Source organism: Microcoleus sp. N9_B4 (assembly GCF_036701635.1).
In the GTDB taxonomy this organism is placed as follows: Bacteria; Cyanobacteriota; Cyanobacteriia; order Cyanobacteriales; family Microcoleaceae; genus Microcoleus.
This window is the reverse complement of record NZ_JAUBRC010000031.1, coordinates 76,111-91,720: the sequence shown is the minus strand read 5'-3', so window position 1 is coordinate 91,720 and position 15,610 is coordinate 76,111. Positions and strand designations below refer to the sequence as shown.

Genomic DNA, 15,610 nt, shown 5'->3' with positions numbered 1-15,610 from the left:
TCATTTTTATTTAACGATTTTACTAGCTTTTTCATTTTAACCCTTTTTTGACATATTCGCAAAAGTGAGATGCACCCTAATTCATTTAAGTAAGTACACCTCAGCTTAAGCATTTGACTAATATTTTTTAACGACCATTGAGCCCCCGAAATTTTTAATCGCCTATCAATCTGTTTGACTGTTGATTCAACGGCCCCTGACCCAATCGAACAAATATTCTCCTCGGATAAAAGTTGATAATTTACGATTCGATGACGATGTTTAGTTAGGTAGTTACAAAAATTAGCAGCTTGGCGATGACGGTTGGATTCAAATAGCTTAATTGTCTCATTTACCTGACCCTCCCACAACAATTTTCTAGCTTGTTCCAGTCGTTTATTGGACCCTCCTACTTTGTGCAAGTTTTCCATTAAATGGAACCAGTCTAAGATTTCTCTCCTTCTGCCTTGGGGATTAAATTTATTAATTAAATTCCAAATTCCATCATGTCCATCTCCCAAACAGGTTAAGAGGGGACTTAAAGGCTGATTATTTACAAAATTAATTAAGCTTTCATTCTCTTGAAAATATGCAGCATAAAAACTGGAATGAAGCCTGACGGCTTTATAATCAAGCCATTGAGACCCTTCTCCCTGTTGACCTCTAACACGGACTTTACCTCCATCAACGCTAGTTTCTTTTATTGATAATTCGGCGATTGTTTCGTTCCACTCTTTCTGGGTTACTAACCTGTGTAAAGCTGAATGACCTATCTTAATACCCGTCTGAACTCCCACTTCAATTGCCGCTTTTTCAAAAGACAAAACCGCCGCCATTCTCAAAGAGGATTTTTCCAATAATGGAGAGAGCCTTGTCGATTTTTTAACCTTTAATTTTTTCGCTTGGTCTTCCGTAATTTTTCGGGGGCCGATACAGCTATTTATGGTCCTTTCTCGTCCTTTTTCTGTCCCGGTTGCTGCTTTGATAAAAAAAAAGCAATATCGGGTCCCATGACCTCTAACCATTGTTGTCTAAGGTGCTGTTCAATGCTCTCTAAGTCCTCTAAAGATTCCGGGGGACTGTTTCGGTATAAAATTTGGGCGATTTCATCATGACAGGCTTTTAACCGTTCGCGCTCTTCAGGTTTCATCATAAGGCTCCAGAACAATTTACTTTATTGTACGTGGTTTTTGCTGAAGACAGCGCTTAAATCATAGAAAAAATTAGTAGTTGCTTCCATAGCAGTTTTTGGGGAAGCCGTTGGTTTAAAAAATGTAAAATCATATCATTTATTGGGAAATTTACAAAATCGGGATGCTCCCGGGGAAACCAAGTTCATATCTGGTTCTCTGTGTGCTTTCAATCACGCACCATGATGTCAGGACTTGATTTATTTTGGATTTTAGTTATGATGTTGGCTGGCACCTTCATCTTTCCTGTTTTCCCCTAGTTGTCTTAGCTAGATACTCGACTAGGTTTTCTCACCTGCATGGATAATAAGTTGTCGGCAATAGGGGATTAAAGTGCGAACTCTAACTCTGATGGGCTTACCCTATCGCTGCTAGCCATCCCCCCTTTCAGGTTTCGGCTAAACGAATCGCACTCATGCGAATAGTCTATCACTTTTGCCAAAGGTTTTGCCTGCAAAATCTATATTTTTAACAATTATTCACGCTTTGTGGAAATTAAAGCCGTCCTATAAGGACGGGGCTTTAGACCCAATTTTCTTGTTGGTAAAAATGCAAGATTAAAAGTTTTTTTAACCTTTAATCTTGCATTTTTACTTTCACTATTTTTTATTCCTCGATCGGCTTAGGCTTCTTAACCGGCTTAGGGAGAGGTTCCTTCGGGACAGGCGGTGGTGCTGCTGCTGAGGACTTGATGGTAGGACGCCCTACAGGAGCACCGTCACCGCTGGGCCTAGGAGTAAACGGACGCTTCCCTCCTCCCTTGAAGCCACCGGGCGGCTTGCTGCCAGGGGGGAATTTCCGCTTTTTAATCGGCAGGGCACCAATATTATTAGCCTGCTCAATCATCAGACTGTCAGCTTTCAATTTGACGTGGAAATCCCAAAAAAACCCGATCGCTTTTGTTCCTAAATCTCCCTTGAGTTTCAACTTAAAAAACTTCATCTTGTCGTCATTCTTGCGGGGAGCTTGCTTGATTTTGACGATGACATACTTTTCTTGGTCTTGGGATTGATAAATCACCTCACCTCTAATCGAAAAATAGCCATCTTCAACATCAGGTTCCGAGGGAGGCAAAGATGCGGTCGATGCTTCGCCGCTAGCCTCAATCTCCGCTGCTTCCTGATTTTCCTCATCAGAGGACGGTTCGGGAGGTTTCTTGAGCGTTTCCGGCTCCCAAACCCCCATAATCTGGGCGTGCAAGTTGCCGTCTTCTTGCCTGGTGCGGGGATAGACCACCCACAAGTGTTCTTGTTCCAGCTCCAGGTGATTTTTGACTAAACTCATGACTCTACCCAGCAAAACTGCGTCGATGGCAGTTCCGTCGGCAGCTATCAGCATACCCCGGGTGAATTGCTCTTCTGATGGCGTGTAGCGGCCCCGCACCAAACCAACAGCTCGGTACTGTCTGGGTTCGCTGGGGGGGGGAATGGGATGTTGGCGCATGACGGAGGGTACGTCCTCAGCGGCCTGACTTTCGTTAGGGGCAGGCTCGGCGTTTGCCGGCGGTGCGACTGCTAGGGCTGGAGTATCGCTGACAGGTGTCGAAGACGCAGCAGGCGCCTGGGGTGCAGGAGCATTGCTGGGCTGGTCTTGTGGCTTTGTTTTGTCCTTGTCGAGGGCAGAACTGTAGCGTGGTCGTTGCAGCCTATCCTTGGACGCTGGGGCGTCGGTTGGCGTTGCCGCTTGATTTTGGTCAACAGGTGCAGCCAACGCCGAAGGCACCGAACTTTCGTCTGGTGTCTCAGGAATGGAATCTGTATCTTTAGGCGGATTGACGGCCAGTTCGCTCGGCTGATCCTTGCGAGTTGAAGTAGATTTGGACGATTTGGAAGACCGGTTGGGAGAGGGGTTCATAAAAACTCCTTGCAGCGGAGACACATCCCTTAAGGGAAATTAGGAATAAACTGAAGAAACTGCTTTAAAAACTACTAGCACCTGACAGGCGGGCTTGCGCCCGGAGGTCTGGTTGTGACCCGTCAACGCCAAGTTTCAACGCTACGAGTGCCGATCGGTTCGCTGGCTGCTAAAATCCTTGCGAGCAAGGACTTTGGGAGTTGCTGACCGATCGATCGCCGATCGCGCTGAGCTGGAGTTGCTGGCTAATAGCATTTAGGATATTCAGCTTGCCTATTTTACTTAATCCAATTACCTAACGGCCTGATCCGCCATATTTTCGGTAATTTTTAGCTTGACCAGACTAAATTGGACAGACACCACAGTCCTTGGGGCTGCGGGTCCCAGTGTCCAAAATTGTTTAGCTAGCATGGAGTTATGGGTCTGTTACCATATTAGCTGCAAGTAAAAGGCTGCTTTGTCCGTTCGGACTTTGAAGTTAAGAACTTTTATGGTTGCATGGATCTAGTTAAATGGCAGATGCCCCCGGCAATGCCTGAATTCTTAGAAAATAGTAGATTTTAAGCTGGGATAGTTGAATTATGGAAAAAGCAAACAAGCGTCGTGGGTTGATTACTGTGGTGGTGGTGCTGTCGCTCATCGCTTTTTTGGGATTTTCCCTTGTGCCAATTTTAAACAGTATTCTCCAGGCCAGCCAAGCGCAAAGTCGATCGACTCCAACACCTACTCAGACGGCGCAGTCTGGGGAGAAGCAATCAGAGTTGCTGCAAGCTCAGGCTAGGGGATACGAATTGGTTTTGCAGCGGGAACCTGACAACGTAACGGCTTTGCGGGGATTGTTGCAGGTGCGGCTGGAGTTGATTGGGCAAGGAGTGGGCGACATTAAGGATGCGATCGCTCCTTTGGAAAAGTTGGCTTCGCTGAATCCAGAGACTACTGAATACGGGATTTTGCTGGCTCAGGCTAAGGAACGCACGGGCGATCGCGAAGGGGCTGCTCAGGCTTACAGGTCAATTTTAGCGTCTAGGCCTGGGGAAATTAAGGCTTTGCAGGGGTTGGTGAATTTGCTGCTGGTGCAGCAGCGGCCGGAAGCTGCGATCGGACTGCTGCAAGATACGCTGAAGGCGGCTCCGGCTGCAAATCTGGCGAAACCCGAAAGTGTTGATGTAACTTCAGTGCAGTTGATTTTGGGACAGGTTTATGCTGTGCAGAAGCGCTACGAGGAGGCGATCGCGATTTATGACGAATCTGCTAAGGCTAATCCAAAAGATTTTCGCCCGACTTTAGGAAAGGCGATCGTGCTGAAGGAACAGGGCAAAACAGATGAGGCAAAAACGCTGTTCGATCGAGCTACTGAGTTAGCTCCTCCTAACTATAAAGACCAAATTAATCAGTTAGCTAGTGGCACTCCTTCGCCATCTCCTGCGGCTACGACGACTCCGGAACCGGCTGCTTCTCCTAGTCCTGAAGGTGCGCTACCGAAACCTTAAGGAAAGTTTTAAGTAAAAAAGTTTTGAGTTGTCAGTGAAAGAGTTTGAAGTTAAAAACTTAATCGTTTAAAATCAAAACTATTCGCTTTCTTCTTCATTACGCAGAACTTAGGAAAAGGAACCCGGTTTCTACGATAAATCTTAGTTGGACGACGACAGATACAGGTCGAAACCGGGTTTCTAAGTCCTCGCGCCCAGCGTCCTGTTACCGACTACCAATTACTAATTACCAATTAGGTAAGACCTCGGAGGGAATTATGACCCAAAGCGTTGACCGCGTTGTTCTACCTCCTGCTTTTCCAGACCACACTCAATTACCAGAGTCAGACGGTACTTTTGTGAAAAATTTTCAGGAGCATCCGCAAAGTTTAATTTTAACTGATTCGATCGGGGAAATTTTGCAGCAGCGCCATCCTGACGGACAATATGCGATCGGTCAAGACTGCGGCATTTACTGGCGAGAAACCGAGCCTCCGGAAAAAGGTGCAGAAGCTCCAGATTGGTTTTATGTTCCCAATGTACCTCCTAATTTAGACGGTCAAATTCGCCGTTCCTACGTGCTGTGGCGGGAACACATAGCACCGTTAATTGCTTTGGAATTTGCGAGTGGGAACGGTGATGAAGAGCGCGATCGCACTCCTTTATCTCGCACTGATGAAGGGGTAATAACGAAACCGGGCAAGTTTTGGGTGTACGAACAGGTGATGCGAATTCCCTATTACGGCATCTATGAAATTAACAGCGGTCGATTAGAAGTTTATCGGTTGATGGAGGGGTATTATCAACTGTTAGAACTCAATCAACGCGGCCATTTTCCCATTGCATCTTTAGGCATAGAATTGGGACTTTGGCAAGGCAGTTATCAAAATCAAACTATGCTTTGGCTGCGCTGGTGGGACGAGGAAGGTAATTTGCTGTTGATTGGCGATGAAAGAGCAGAATTAGAGAGATTGCGAGGAGAGCAACAGCGGGAAAGAGCCGAACAAGAAAGGTTGCGAGCCGAGAGTGCAGAACAGTCACGACAAGCTGAATTTCAGGCAAGAAGGGATGCAATTCCCCGGTTGTTGGGAATGGGTTTGAGTGCGGAACAAGTGGCGGAGGCGTTAAGTTTATCTGTGGAGGAAGTGACGGATAATGCTGGAGAGTGAGATAGTGAGAGAGAATTGGGGAAAAGGGCGATCGGTCTTAATAGACTTCATCATGAGAACCCATTTTGAGCAATAAAATAGCTTCCTCCTCATCTTCGGGATCGGTCACAAACTCAAATAAAATCCGATAATCATAATCTATTGAACACGACCAGATACCCGATAAATCTCCTGTCAGTTTGTGAGTTCGCAAGCTGGGGTTAAAGCAGTCTTCAGACAAAAGTTCAAGCGTAGCTTCAATTAAAAGGCGAAGCTGAGGATTTTTACGAACTAACTTTTTGAAAGTACGAATAGATTTGGGAGTCCAACCAATTTTCATCAATCATCCAACTCCGCCATAAAATCGGCTACCGACCCAAATTTAACATTGCCCTCAGCATACTCTTGACGAACTTCTGCCACTTCCTTGAGTAATTCATTTCGTCGCTGTTGTCGCAAACGATTCTGAAGAATATCTAGAAGCAGGGCTTGATCTTCTAATGATAAAACTTCTACAGCTTCAAGAGCTTGCTGGAATTGAGATGTCTGTGTCGTTTTAGTCATATATTATTGTCTACTTATAATCACGATATTTTGTATTTATTTTAGCAAGACTTATCCTAAGCTAGCATTTTTTAGTTGTGATGTGGAGAAATCCTGAGACGACTTTCAAAATGAACAAATTAGGTGTGAACGGCCCGCCCTACAAATTAATACCACATTTGCATCTTCTACAATCGCTTCTCACCCGTGCATCCTAAAGCAATCTACAAGGCGAGCTCACTCAGTAGTCACCTAGAGCTTTACGAACCTCGATTTCTTCAGCAGCGATTTCGATGGCTTCTGGAACCCTTTGTTTATCGATAATGCCTGCATCAATGAGTGCATCAACGATCAAAGCCGCTAGCTGCTCGCTTGTTAAAGTTCGTTTGGCTTCTTCGTTCTTAAATTCTTGTTCGGGAAGTTCGCGCATTGTTTTCTTTATCCCCTTTTTTTGCTGTTTAATTAGTAAGGTGGGCATCGCCCACCTACAAATTAATACTTCCTTTCCTGCGGCTCGAACATGGTAATCGCCACCGGCATATAAGCCAAATCAATCCCCGCAGGCGAATAATACGCCATTGTATGCTTCAAGAAATTGCCGTCATCGCGCTCAGTAAAATCTTCCCGCGAATGAGCTCCCCGACTTTCCTGCCGGTTCAAAGCAGAAGTTAAAATCATTTTCCCGACAATTATCAAACTCCGCAACTCCAAAGCTTCCACAATTTCCGTATTCCACAACTTACCTTTATCGTCTAAGTAAACCTCCTCATATTGTCGCTCTAAATCCTCCAATTTCTTTAAACCTTCCTGCATCAATTCGGCGCTACGAAATACGCCACAATACTCAGTCATAGTATCTTGATACTGCTGCCGGATTTGATTGATGCGGTATTTTCCTGGACGCTCTAAAAGTGCCTGAATTTGCTCTTTTGCTTCCGTAATATAACGCTGTTCGTCTACTGTCGGCAACTTGCGATTTTGTACGAATTGTGCTATGGTTGCGCCCGTAACTTTGCCGTAAACTACGCATTCCAATAGCGAATTGCTGCCCAAACGGTTGGCGCCGTGAACAGACACGCAAGCTGCTTCGCCGGCTGCAAAGAAACCGTCTACTAAACTGTCAGGACTGCTGCGAACTTGCCCGCTAACATTAGTAGGAATTCCCCCCATTGAATAGTGAACGGTAGGGCGCACGGGCATCGGCTGATTTACCGCATCAATTCCTAACAAACGGTGGGCTTCTTCCCAAGCAAAAGGAATTTTGCTCATAATTTTTTCGCGTCCCATGTGCCGTAAATCCAGATAGATAAAGGGGCCGCCGGCACTACCATCAACATTAATTCCTCGGCCAGCGCGAATTTCTATGGAAATTGACCGCGAGGTGATATCTCTGGGCGCTAATTCCATCCGCGACGGCGCATAATTCGCCATAAATCGATCGCCCTCTGAATTAATCAAATAAGCGCCTTCGCCCCGCACAGCCTCCGAAATCAGCACTCCCACGGGATACAAACCAGTCGGGTGAAACTGTACGAATTCCATATCTTCCAGCGGCAATCCAGCTAAAGCCGTCATCGCCAAACCGTCTCCCGTCGAGGCGTAATCGTTCGACGTGGTATTGTAAACTCGGCCGTAACCCCCCGTAGCAAACATCACCGCCTTAGCGCGCACGACCTCAATTTGACCGTCTAGCAGGCTGTACATAACTACGCCCTTGGCTTGGCCTTCTTCCAAAATCAGGCGCGTAACATACCACTCCTGATAGATGTGAACTCCGCAGCGGCGCAGATTGTTGACTAATTCGTGGAGGATGGCGTGACCGGTTTTGTCGGCGGCGTAGCAGGTGCGGCGGTGGGAATGTCCGCCAAAAGCGCGCTGGGCAATTCTGCCGTCTGGGAGGCGGGAAAAGAGGACTCCCATGTGTTCTAAATCTATGACTACACCGGGTGCTTCGCGGGTGAGGATTTCTACCGCGTCTTGGTCGGCTAAATAGTCTGAACCTTTTACTGTGTCGAAGGCGTGGGCTTTCCAACTGTCTTCGGTATCGACATTTTGGAGGCTGGAGGCCATGCCACCTTGGGCTGCGATGGAGTGCGATCGAATCGGGTGAGTTTTGGCGACGACAGCTACCTTTAAACTGGGGTCAGTCCGGGCAATTTCTACTGCAGCGCGGCAACCTGCTAAACCGCCGCCTACAATGATTACGTCGTGTTCTAGCATTTTTTTTAATTATTTTGAGTGTTGTGCTCAACTTATGGTGACGCAAAAAAAAACTTCCTACCAAAAGAGCGGGAAGTTTTTTAACTTTTGATTTGAATGGAAAATCAAAAGTTAAGTTAAAATCTCAAATTGGACTAGCCGGCGCTTTCGACAGGCTGCTGATTGGACTGATTTCCCGTTGCAGAAGGTTGAGTTTCCGTACCGGGTTCTACGGCAAGCACTTCAATGTTATTTAGCAGAGTTGTAACGAAAGCAAACAGCAAGAAGGGCAGAGACAGCACTAAAATCAAGCCGACGGTAGCCAAGGCGTAGATTTGGCGGGCGCTACTCCACAAGGCGAGTGCCGACGCTAGACTTAGGAAGATGACTATCAGCCAAACAATGATTTGACCGTAAATGTCGCCAAAGGTGAGGGTACATTTAAGGCGATAGTTTTGGATGTTATTCATTTGATGCCTCGCGAGATTGCTATTACGACTTGTCCAAAAATACTTTGACAGTGCGTCAATGCCCACTGTAAATTTCTAAGTTTAGCTGTCGCAACTTGGTTTTGGGGTTGTTTTAAACATTCTTTATATAAGTTGCCACAGCACTTAATAAATTTTGGCTTCTGACTGGGAAATTCTGTCGCAACACTTGGCTGACGCCCTCCGAGGCCTAGACACCGGGTTTTTTACGGTTTTGGCCGGCTGACTAGAAGTAAACGGGCGAAACAACCAAGGTGATGGCCTGCCGTGCGTCCAGGATTACCAAACCAAGGGATAAGGGGAAAGTCTACTTTTTGAGAGAGCCCTGACTTGGTAAAGTAATGTTAAGCTGCGTGGGAATGGAATCAACCTTTATAGCGTCGCACCTGTCTTTTCGCCCATGTCTTCAGAGAGCAAATTGCTGATTTCGCGCTGTTTCCTGGCTGGTTTGGGAACGCAGACGTTTGTGTTCCGGGAAGACCGGATTCCCCAAGAGAGTCCGGTGCTGGTGGTGAGCAATCACCGCAGTTTCTTAGATCCTGTGCTGCTGACGGCGGCTTTGGGTCGATCGATCCGCTTTGCTTGTCATCATTACATGGGTCAAGTTCCGGTGATGAGGGAAGTAGTCACGACTTTCGGCGCTTTCCCTTTGGAAGCACCGGAGCACCGACAGCAGCATTTTTTCTCTCAAGCGACAGCGCTGCTGCAAGGCGGGGAGATGGTGGGGGTGTTTCCAGAGGGTGCAGAACCGATGGTGAAGCTGACTGGGCCGAATACTGTGGGGAAGTTTCAGCGGGGATTTGCTCATTTGGCTTTGCGGGCGCCGGTGCGGGATTTGGCTGTTTTGCCGGTGGCGATTAGTTCTTTTGAGGAACACTCAGTACGATCGGCTGTACCGCTCAAGTTGTTGAGTTTGTTCGATCCTTCGGAACCGCTGTTCGATCGATCTGGGTGGCATCCTGTGATAATTTATCAGCGAGTTAATGTTTTAATCGGCCGGCCTTACTGGATTACTGTCGAGAGACAGCAGCAATATCGAGGCAAAAAAGCCAAAGCAGTTGTTGCTGAACTCACAGACCACTGTCAGGGAGAAATTGCAGAATTACTCAAACGACGTTGTTTGTAAGTTTGTTGACTGTTGACTGTTGACTGTTGACTGTTGACTATTGGCTGTTGACTGTTAGCTGTTGACTGTTGACTGTTGACTATTGGCTGTTGACTGTTGACTGTTGGCTGGTGTCAGATATCCAATCTAAAATCTAAAATCTAAAATCTAAAATCGATTGACTTGAATCATGGCAAATGCTAACAACAAGGTTCGTTTCCTAACCCCCAAACCGCCGAAACCAGATCGCCCTTTATTTGTATTTCTGCCCGGTATGGATGGCAGTGGTTTGCTGCTGCGGCCACAAATTTCTAAATTAGCAAATCATTTCGACATTCGCTGCTTAACTGTACCGGCTGACGACATGGCTAGTTGGGAGGTACTGGTTAGCGAAACAATTGCCTTAATTGAAGCAGAAAAGCAAGCCGGAAAGCCGAATCGACCGGTTTATCTGTGCGGCGAGTCATTTGGGGGCTGTTTAGCGATGAAAACTGTTTTAGAAGCTCCTAGATTGTGCGATCGATTAATATTAGTCAATCCAGCTTCTTCATTTCGACAGCAGCCTTGGGTGCAGTGGGGCTCGTATCTGACTCAGTGGCTGCCCGCCAACCTTTATCCGCTGTCGGTAATCGGTTTATTGCCGATATTAGCATCATTAGGAAAGATTGGGCGCGACGATCGCCGCGCTTTGCTAGAAGCGATGCAAGCAGTACCGCAAAACACGTCTGTGTGGAGATTGGCGTTAGTGCGATCGTTTAATGTTGACGAAAATCAGTTGCGTGGCATCACACAGCCGACGCTAGTAATTGCTAGCGGTGCCGATCGGCTGCTGCCTTCTTTAGTAGAAGCGAAGCTTTTAGTCAAGGTAATTCCCAAAGCTGAAATGGTGCTACTGGCTAACAGCGGTCATGCTTGTTTGTTAGAAACAGATGTTAACCTTTATGGGATTATGCAAGCTCGCAATTTTTTGACAAAATCCGAAGAAAATCTGTCATTAGTCATTAGTCATTAATCAATAGTCATTAGTCATTAGCTATGACTTCTCACTTCTGAGTCAGTCGGGGCAAAATTAGAGATTGGGCTAGGGGTAAAGTTTATATTCAAATTCACCCGCCCTGACACTCATTAGTAAGTGCCGGAAGACAAGTAACTAATGACTAAGGACTAATAACTAATGACTACTGACTAATTAAGATTTAGCCATTTTTGAGCGTTAAGCCGTTGGACGACGCCAAACACCATGAGGTCTAGTGTTACCTTGCGCTCATCTATCAAAAAAGGCTCTAAAGTGCTTGTTTTGGTATTATTTTCAGCGCAGGAAAACGCCCTTTGACTTTGAATATTTTCTTGAGGAAAATATAGGTTAAATTGGCGCTGACCTTCTTGGAATTTCCCAATTACCTGCCAGCAATCCCCGGCGGAACTCATGCCCGCAACTGGGAGTTTTTGCTTTGCCAAACTCACCTCTAAATCCTTAACGCCCTGCTTAGTCAAAGCAGTTTGCAAAGCGGGCAAATAATCTTGTTGAATAAATTCCGCAAAGGGCTTGTCTTCAACAGCAGGTGCTTTTTCCTTCTTCGCTTTAGCTGGGGGCTTGTCGCCTTCGGCCTTGGCTGCAGGCTTTTTAGCAGTCGGCTGAGGCTTGTCAGTGCTGGGAATGTCGGTTGTCTCGGGTGTGTCGGAACTCGGAGCGTTCTCGATCGAAGCACTGGGAGTTTCGGATTCGCCAGCGGTAGGATTTTTCGGTTCTTCTGACATTAACGCTTCCTGTTAAATAGTAATCGGCTAGGAGTTGTGAGTTGAGCTAGCGGGCGATCGACTTTTTTGATCGCCCACACTTTTGATCGCAAACCAACCGAGAGAGAATTGCTCCTTCCAAAAAATTTGAACTCAAAACACTCTCAGAGGACGATCGCTCACAAACATCACAACTCCTTTGGTTATTCTAAATCTCAGCGACAGCTCGTTCAATCAAACGGCGGGCGAGAGTTTGAACACCAGTGTGTTCGTAGTAGTTGGTAGTCATATCGAGGAATGCGCCCACGTAGTCCACCTTGTCAGCAGAAATTTCCACAAAACTCTGCAAGTGGCCGAGTACGTTTTGGGGAGTCAAACCTCGATCGCTCACAAAAGAGCTCATCCAGCCAGAAACCGAGTTAAAGCTTTCGCCGATAAAGCCGAGTTGGCCTGCGGGAGATCCCCCAGGAATCATGTCGCCGATCGACTTAAATGCCTGATTCTCTTGCAAATCGCTGGGGGAGAGCCTCTGAATCCAAGACTGAGTTGCCATGATAAAGTCTGGCCCCAAAGGAATCAAACCGTCAAAACAAACCAAAGCAGCCATCCGCATCAAGGATTCGCCGCCGTAGTCGCCCAAGGAAGCGGCAAAATCGCCGATGCTGTCGCCGGGAAGGCCGTTAATTTGGCAAAAAGCGAGCAACTCAGTGACTAACTTCAAAGACAGATCGATCGTTTGAGCTTTTTCAGGCTTGGGAGTGATATTGCCGAGGAACGACAAAAACGAGACATTTTCCGCAACTTTATTAGCGAGGGCGGCACTGCCCAAAGCCTTGTCGGCGCTGTCAATAGTTTGGTAAAGCCAGAGAGCGCGTTGATAGCCCTGAGACTTATCGTTGAAGAGGTAGATGGCGCGATCGCCAATTTGCTGAATCAGTTCTTCGTCAGTTTCGCCAGTAACGGTGCGAATGGTATTTTCAAAGCCAACTAAATTGTTCCACTCGCCGGGAACCACAAAGTCAAGCGCTCGCAAGGCTTTGACAGTCATGTTGTCTTTAGGCAGTGTATCGACTAATTCAAAGACTGTTTTGCTCACAAAAAACTCCTTATGCTAGAACGAAAATCAAAGGTATTACTTTTGGCAGATGGCAAAAACTTCACACTCTCTTTGTGGCAAACTTTGTTTTGATAGCGCCAGACTGGAGTCGGGCGCGGAGTGTGACAAGAGACATTACTACTTGACGCGGGCGAGGCCACCGAGGTTAAATTTTGACAGCCAAGCTTCGCGATCGCTAGCGGTAAAAGAGGGATCGCGGGATTGAACTTTCACCTGATAGCGATTTGCCACTAAAACAGCGGTGATATTAGCACCCTGATTAACAGCGGGATAGCCGCTGATTTGCTTGGTACTTTGCTGGAATTTTGTACCTGCGCTGGGGTTGCCGGCGATGTCGTTAATCGAGAGCATCGCGACATTTTTTCCGCCTTTGTTCAGCTTAGCTTCAGCAAAACCGGATTTTTCTTGAGCGAAGACGCGATCGAATCCACCGCCAGAAGACGGGAAGTATTTATTTAATTGGCCACCTGCAACTGCCTTTTTGGGCAGGTTTTGATTACTAGCACTTGATTTATCAGCAGTTGTCTGCTGTGCTTTACCAGATTTTTGGGTGCTTTCCTGCTGAGCTTTGTCCCAGCGAGAGGGCGCCTGAGTCTGACCGCAGGCGGTCACCAACAGCAGTACCGAGATCAGGAATGGAGCTAAGATGCGGCGTGCGGGGAAAAATTGCATCGCTGTCTCCTCATTAGTAGGTTTCCATAACAATTGTGGCTTAGAATTTGGCAATTTGTGTGCTCTGAGCGGATGATTTGTCTTCTTTGCAAAAAAATCCTCTGCTTGCAGGCAGAGGATTTTTTTGCAATTACGAGTTTTGAAGGAAGAAAACTGAAAGATTGCTCCACAGATAAATTCTGGGGATGGGGGGTAAAGAAACTAAGTTTTCTGATAGCCAGCAATCTCAAAACAATTTTTGCTGATTTTCCCTAGATTGATCTAGAAATGTCAGAGCAATTGTTCGTCAATCGTCTTACTTCGGCTTTCCAACTTAGGTCTTACTTTAGGGGTAAGGATCAGGCGTCGCTTTCAATGTAGATAAACAACAAACCCATTACCACAACCGGCATTAACCATGTAATAACCGGAATCAAAATCCAAGGCAAGAAAGAAGCAGCGTAGGAACCTGTCATATCAAATTCTCCAAACTAAAGTTAGTGTGTTGCAACAGAGATATCTTGGAGTGCTGTCTAGTTGACTAAGCCCCGGAAGATGGCATCGACGCCCTTCAAGTTTTCAAGTAAGAAGTAGGCAGCAAAGACACCACCCATTCCACCAATGAAGAAACCAGCGGTAAACTGGCTCCAGCCTTCAGCATTTCTGAGGGAATCGGGAGTCATCGGATTAGCGCTAGGGTAGCTGGTGTTGTCTTGCTTGAAAGAGACCAAACCGTAGGCAGACATACCTGCTGTGCCAAGCAGAACTAATACGAGGGCTGTAATTAATCCGCCGAGATTAGCTGCTTCTGGATAATCCCGCAGGGGCCCGAAGACGATTTCGGGGCCGACGAGGAAATAACCATGTGCCAAACCGATTTCTAGACCTCGAACTAGGGGTGAGAGTCCTTTGCGGTAGGCGGGCAAGTTCCCAATAAATGCTTTTGTGAAATCAGAAGCACTGATGGGGGTGGCTAGATGACCCGTGAAGGGGTCGCCGTTAAAGGGTTTAATAAGCTCTGCATCTCTGGGATCGGCCATATTCTGTTTGTCCTCGCAGTTTAAAAAGTTGAGGCGTTCAAGTCATATTTTACGCAGGGACGTGTTTCCTATTTACATAATTAAGGGCGAGCTTTAGAAAAGTTCACTATTCTTTAGTTTTTGGAAGAATTTTTCTTTTGCCTCTTATACCAGAAAGCGAGTCGATCGGGCGACACTCCCAGGAAATAAGCGATGATTACTATTTGATTAATGGCAGTGGTTTTGATGACCCCAAGCTGCTGCCAGCGACGGGCGGAGGTCAGCACTGGCTGGGGTACTATTTCGATGCGGCCTTGTTTTTTCAACCGGCGCACGAATTCAAAGTCTTCCATGAGGGGTAAGTCGGGAAAACCGCCGATTTTGTCAAAGGTAGCTGCTTTGAGGAAAATGGCTTGATCGCCGTAGGGCATTTGCAGAAAGTTCGATCGCCAGTTTACTCCTGTTTCTACCAACCGGAGGCTGAGTCTGGGGGCATCAATCTTGAGTTCAAAGGCCCCCGCTACCGTACAGGGGTTAGCTAGTACCCGACGCGCGCTATCGTCGTAGCTGCTAGGCAAAAGAGTGTCGGCGTGGAGAAACAGCAATATCTCTCCAGTAGCGGCGGCGGCACCCACATTCATTTGGGCTGCGCGGCCTGGGGCGGTGGAGATAACTCGGACGCCCAAAGATTTTGCTATATCTGTAGTACCGTCGCTGCTGCCGCCGTCGGCGACAATTATTTCGACATTTTGGGCCTGAAGCGCGGTGGAGATGACTGGGGCAATTGTAGGTGCTTCGTTTAAGACTGGAATGATAATGGAAATTTTGAGATTGGGATTTTCTGGCGACATACAGAATTAAGCAGCCCGTGAGAGAGAGCGGGTTTTGTACAAAGTTTATCTGTTATGCGAACTCATTTTTTACGCGGGATAGGCCCTACATTGGGACTTAACCAGGGAGGGCCAGTTTTGTACAAAGCTTATCTGTTAGTTGCTCATTTCTTACGCCGGGAGCGCGCCTACAGTGGGCTTTCATCTGGCAGGGCGGCTTTCCTACAAAGCTGATCTGTTAGTTGCTAATTTAGTTGCTAATTTTTGGTTTTTTCTCGCGC

At 46.8% G+C, this 15,610-nt stretch carries 16 protein-coding genes and 1 pseudogene; 4 read left to right on the top strand and 13 right to left on the bottom strand.

Features of this window, described 5'->3' with window-relative positions; all coding sequences use genetic code 11:
• Positions 1-83 precede the first annotated feature (83 nt).
• Together QUA43_RS20450 and QUA43_RS20445 are read right to left on the bottom strand one after the other, a co-directional pair.
• A pseudogene (locus tag QUA43_RS20450) lies at positions 84-1,129 on the bottom strand (ISKra4 family transposase); the annotation flags it as partial.
• A gap of 646 nt (positions 1,130-1,775) precedes the next feature.
• Positions 1,776-3,023, bottom strand: a complete 1,248-nt coding sequence (locus QUA43_RS20445; RefSeq protein ID WP_333376119.1) for a hypothetical protein — start codon at positions 3,021-3,023, stop codon at positions 1,776-1,778.
• A 581-nt stretch (positions 3,024-3,604) separates the two neighbouring features.
• Here QUA43_RS20445 and QUA43_RS20440 point away from each other — a divergent pair.
• Together QUA43_RS20440 and QUA43_RS20435 are read left to right on the top strand one after the other, a co-directional pair.
• Complete coding sequence (locus tag QUA43_RS20440; protein ID WP_333376118.1) at positions 3,605-4,513, top strand: tetratricopeptide repeat protein; 909 nt, start codon at positions 3,605-3,607, stop codon at positions 4,511-4,513.
• A gap of 257 nt (positions 4,514-4,770) precedes the next feature.
• A complete protein-coding gene (locus QUA43_RS20435; RefSeq protein ID WP_333376117.1) occupies positions 4,771-5,661 on the top strand; it encodes a Uma2 family endonuclease in 891 nt (296 codons plus the stop codon).
• Between the two features lie 37 nt (positions 5,662-5,698).
• On the opposite strand, the gene QUA43_RS20430 is transcribed toward QUA43_RS20435, so the two are convergent.
• The 5 genes from QUA43_RS20430 to QUA43_RS20410 all read right to left on the bottom strand — a co-directional run bounded on the left by QUA43_RS20430 (position 5,699) and on the right by QUA43_RS20410 (position 8,852).
• On the bottom strand, positions 5,699-5,980 hold the full coding sequence (locus QUA43_RS20430; RefSeq protein ID WP_172191064.1) for a type II toxin-antitoxin system RelE/ParE family toxin: 282 nt from the start codon (positions 5,978-5,980) through the stop codon (positions 5,699-5,701).
• A complete protein-coding gene (locus QUA43_RS20425) occupies positions 5,980-6,204 on the bottom strand; it encodes a hypothetical protein (RefSeq protein WP_333205606.1) in 225 nt (74 codons plus the stop codon). Before QUA43_RS20425 ends, QUA43_RS20430 begins: the two co-directional genes overlap by 1 nt.
• A gap of 220 nt (positions 6,205-6,424) precedes the next feature.
• Positions 6,425-6,661 (bottom strand): hypothetical protein, encoded by a 237-nt coding sequence (locus QUA43_RS20420; protein ID WP_333376116.1) that lies wholly within the window; start codon positions 6,659-6,661, stop codon positions 6,425-6,427.
• 14 nt (positions 6,662-6,675) lie between these two features.
• Positions 6,676-8,403, bottom strand: a complete 1,728-nt coding sequence (locus tag QUA43_RS20415; RefSeq protein ID WP_333376115.1) for a succinate dehydrogenase/fumarate reductase flavoprotein subunit — start codon at positions 8,401-8,403, stop codon at positions 6,676-6,678.
• A gap of 134 nt (positions 8,404-8,537) precedes the next feature.
• A complete protein-coding gene (locus tag QUA43_RS20410; protein ID WP_333376114.1) occupies positions 8,538-8,852 on the bottom strand; it encodes a hypothetical protein in 315 nt (104 codons plus the stop codon).
• A 418-nt stretch (positions 8,853-9,270) separates the two neighbouring features.
• Between QUA43_RS20410 and QUA43_RS20405 the strand changes: the two genes are divergently transcribed.
• Positions 9,271-9,996, top strand: a complete 726-nt coding sequence (locus tag QUA43_RS20405; RefSeq protein WP_333376113.1) for a lysophospholipid acyltransferase family protein — start codon at positions 9,271-9,273, stop codon at positions 9,994-9,996.
• A gap of 169 nt (positions 9,997-10,165) precedes the next feature.
• Positions 10,166-10,987: an alpha/beta fold hydrolase gene (locus QUA43_RS20400; RefSeq protein WP_333376112.1), complete on the top strand. Its 822-nt coding sequence runs from the start codon at positions 10,166-10,168 to the stop codon at positions 10,985-10,987.
• Between the two features lie 173 nt (positions 10,988-11,160).
• Here QUA43_RS20400 and QUA43_RS20395 read toward each other — a convergent pair whose 3' ends face one another.
• The 6 genes from QUA43_RS20395 to QUA43_RS20370 all read right to left on the bottom strand — a co-directional run bounded on the left by QUA43_RS20395 (position 11,161) and on the right by QUA43_RS20370 (position 15,350).
• Positions 11,161-11,733, bottom strand: coding sequence for a DUF2996 domain-containing protein (locus tag QUA43_RS20395; RefSeq protein WP_333376111.1), 573 nt, complete (start codon positions 11,731-11,733; stop codon positions 11,161-11,163).
• 187 nt (positions 11,734-11,920) lie between these two features.
• Positions 11,921-12,808: a hypothetical protein gene (locus tag QUA43_RS20390; protein ID WP_333376110.1), complete on the bottom strand. Its 888-nt coding sequence runs from the start codon at positions 12,806-12,808 to the stop codon at positions 11,921-11,923.
• A 138-nt stretch (positions 12,809-12,946) separates the two neighbouring features.
• Positions 12,947-13,501 carry a hypothetical protein gene (locus QUA43_RS20385; protein ID WP_333376121.1) on the bottom strand — a complete coding sequence of 185 codons (555 nt, stop codon included), beginning with the start codon at positions 13,499-13,501 and terminating at the stop codon, positions 12,947-12,949.
• Between the two features lie 338 nt (positions 13,502-13,839).
• Positions 13,840-13,956: a photosystem I reaction center subunit VIII gene (locus QUA43_RS20380; RefSeq protein WP_015174678.1), complete on the bottom strand. Its 117-nt coding sequence runs from the start codon at positions 13,954-13,956 to the stop codon at positions 13,840-13,842.
• A gap of 57 nt (positions 13,957-14,013) precedes the next feature.
• Positions 14,014-14,520: a photosystem I reaction center protein subunit XI gene (locus QUA43_RS20375; RefSeq protein WP_333376109.1), complete on the bottom strand. Its 507-nt coding sequence runs from the start codon at positions 14,518-14,520 to the stop codon at positions 14,014-14,016.
• Between the two features lie 113 nt (positions 14,521-14,633).
• Positions 14,634-15,350 (bottom strand): TIGR04283 family arsenosugar biosynthesis glycosyltransferase, encoded by a 717-nt coding sequence (locus tag QUA43_RS20370; protein WP_333376108.1) that lies wholly within the window; start codon positions 15,348-15,350, stop codon positions 14,634-14,636.
• Between the last annotated feature and the right edge of the window lie 260 nt (positions 15,351-15,610).

Bases quoted from the DNA above. Each gene is read 5' to 3' on its own strand.
- QUA43_RS20395 (WP_333376111.1), bottom strand. From the start codon at position 11,733: ATGTCAGAAGAACCGAAAAATCCTACCGCTGGCGAATCCGAAACTCCC.
- QUA43_RS20430 (WP_172191064.1), bottom strand. From the start codon at position 5,980: ATGAAAATTGGTTGGACTCCCAAATCTATTCGTACTTTCAAAAAGTTA.
- QUA43_RS20380 (WP_015174678.1), bottom strand. From the start codon at position 13,956: ATGACAGGTTCCTACGCTGCTTCTTTCTTGCCTTGGATTTTGATTCCG.
- QUA43_RS20400 (WP_333376112.1), top strand. From the start codon at position 10,166: ATGGCAAATGCTAACAACAAGGTTCGTTTCCTAACCCCCAAACCGCCG.
- QUA43_RS20410 (WP_333376114.1), bottom strand. From the start codon at position 8,852: ATGAATAACATCCAAAACTATCGCCTTAAATGTACCCTCACCTTTGGC.
- QUA43_RS20440 (WP_333376118.1), top strand. From the start codon at position 3,605: ATGGAAAAAGCAAACAAGCGTCGTGGGTTGATTACTGTGGTGGTGGTG.
- QUA43_RS20415 (WP_333376115.1), bottom strand. From the start codon at position 8,403: ATGCTAGAACACGACGTAATCATTGTAGGCGGCGGTTTAGCAGGTTGC.
- QUA43_RS20370 (WP_333376108.1), bottom strand. From the start codon at position 15,350: ATGTCGCCAGAAAATCCCAATCTCAAAATTTCCATTATCATTCCAGTC.
- QUA43_RS20375 (WP_333376109.1), bottom strand. From the start codon at position 14,520: ATGGCCGATCCCAGAGATGCAGAGCTTATTAAACCCTTTAACGGCGAC.
- QUA43_RS20445 (WP_333376119.1), bottom strand. From the start codon at position 3,023: ATGAACCCCTCTCCCAACCGGTCTTCCAAATCGTCCAAATCTACTTCA.
- QUA43_RS20405 (WP_333376113.1), top strand. From the start codon at position 9,271: ATGTCTTCAGAGAGCAAATTGCTGATTTCGCGCTGTTTCCTGGCTGGT.
- QUA43_RS20385 (WP_333376121.1), bottom strand. From the start codon at position 13,501: ATGCAATTTTTCCCCGCACGCCGCATCTTAGCTCCATTCCTGATCTCG.
- QUA43_RS20435 (WP_333376117.1), top strand. From the start codon at position 4,771: ATGACCCAAAGCGTTGACCGCGTTGTTCTACCTCCTGCTTTTCCAGAC.
- QUA43_RS20425 (WP_333205606.1), bottom strand. From the start codon at position 6,204: ATGACTAAAACGACACAGACATCTCAATTCCAGCAAGCTCTTGAAGCT.
- QUA43_RS20420 (WP_333376116.1), bottom strand. From the start codon at position 6,661: ATGCCCACCTTACTAATTAAACAGCAAAAAAAGGGGATAAAGAAAACA.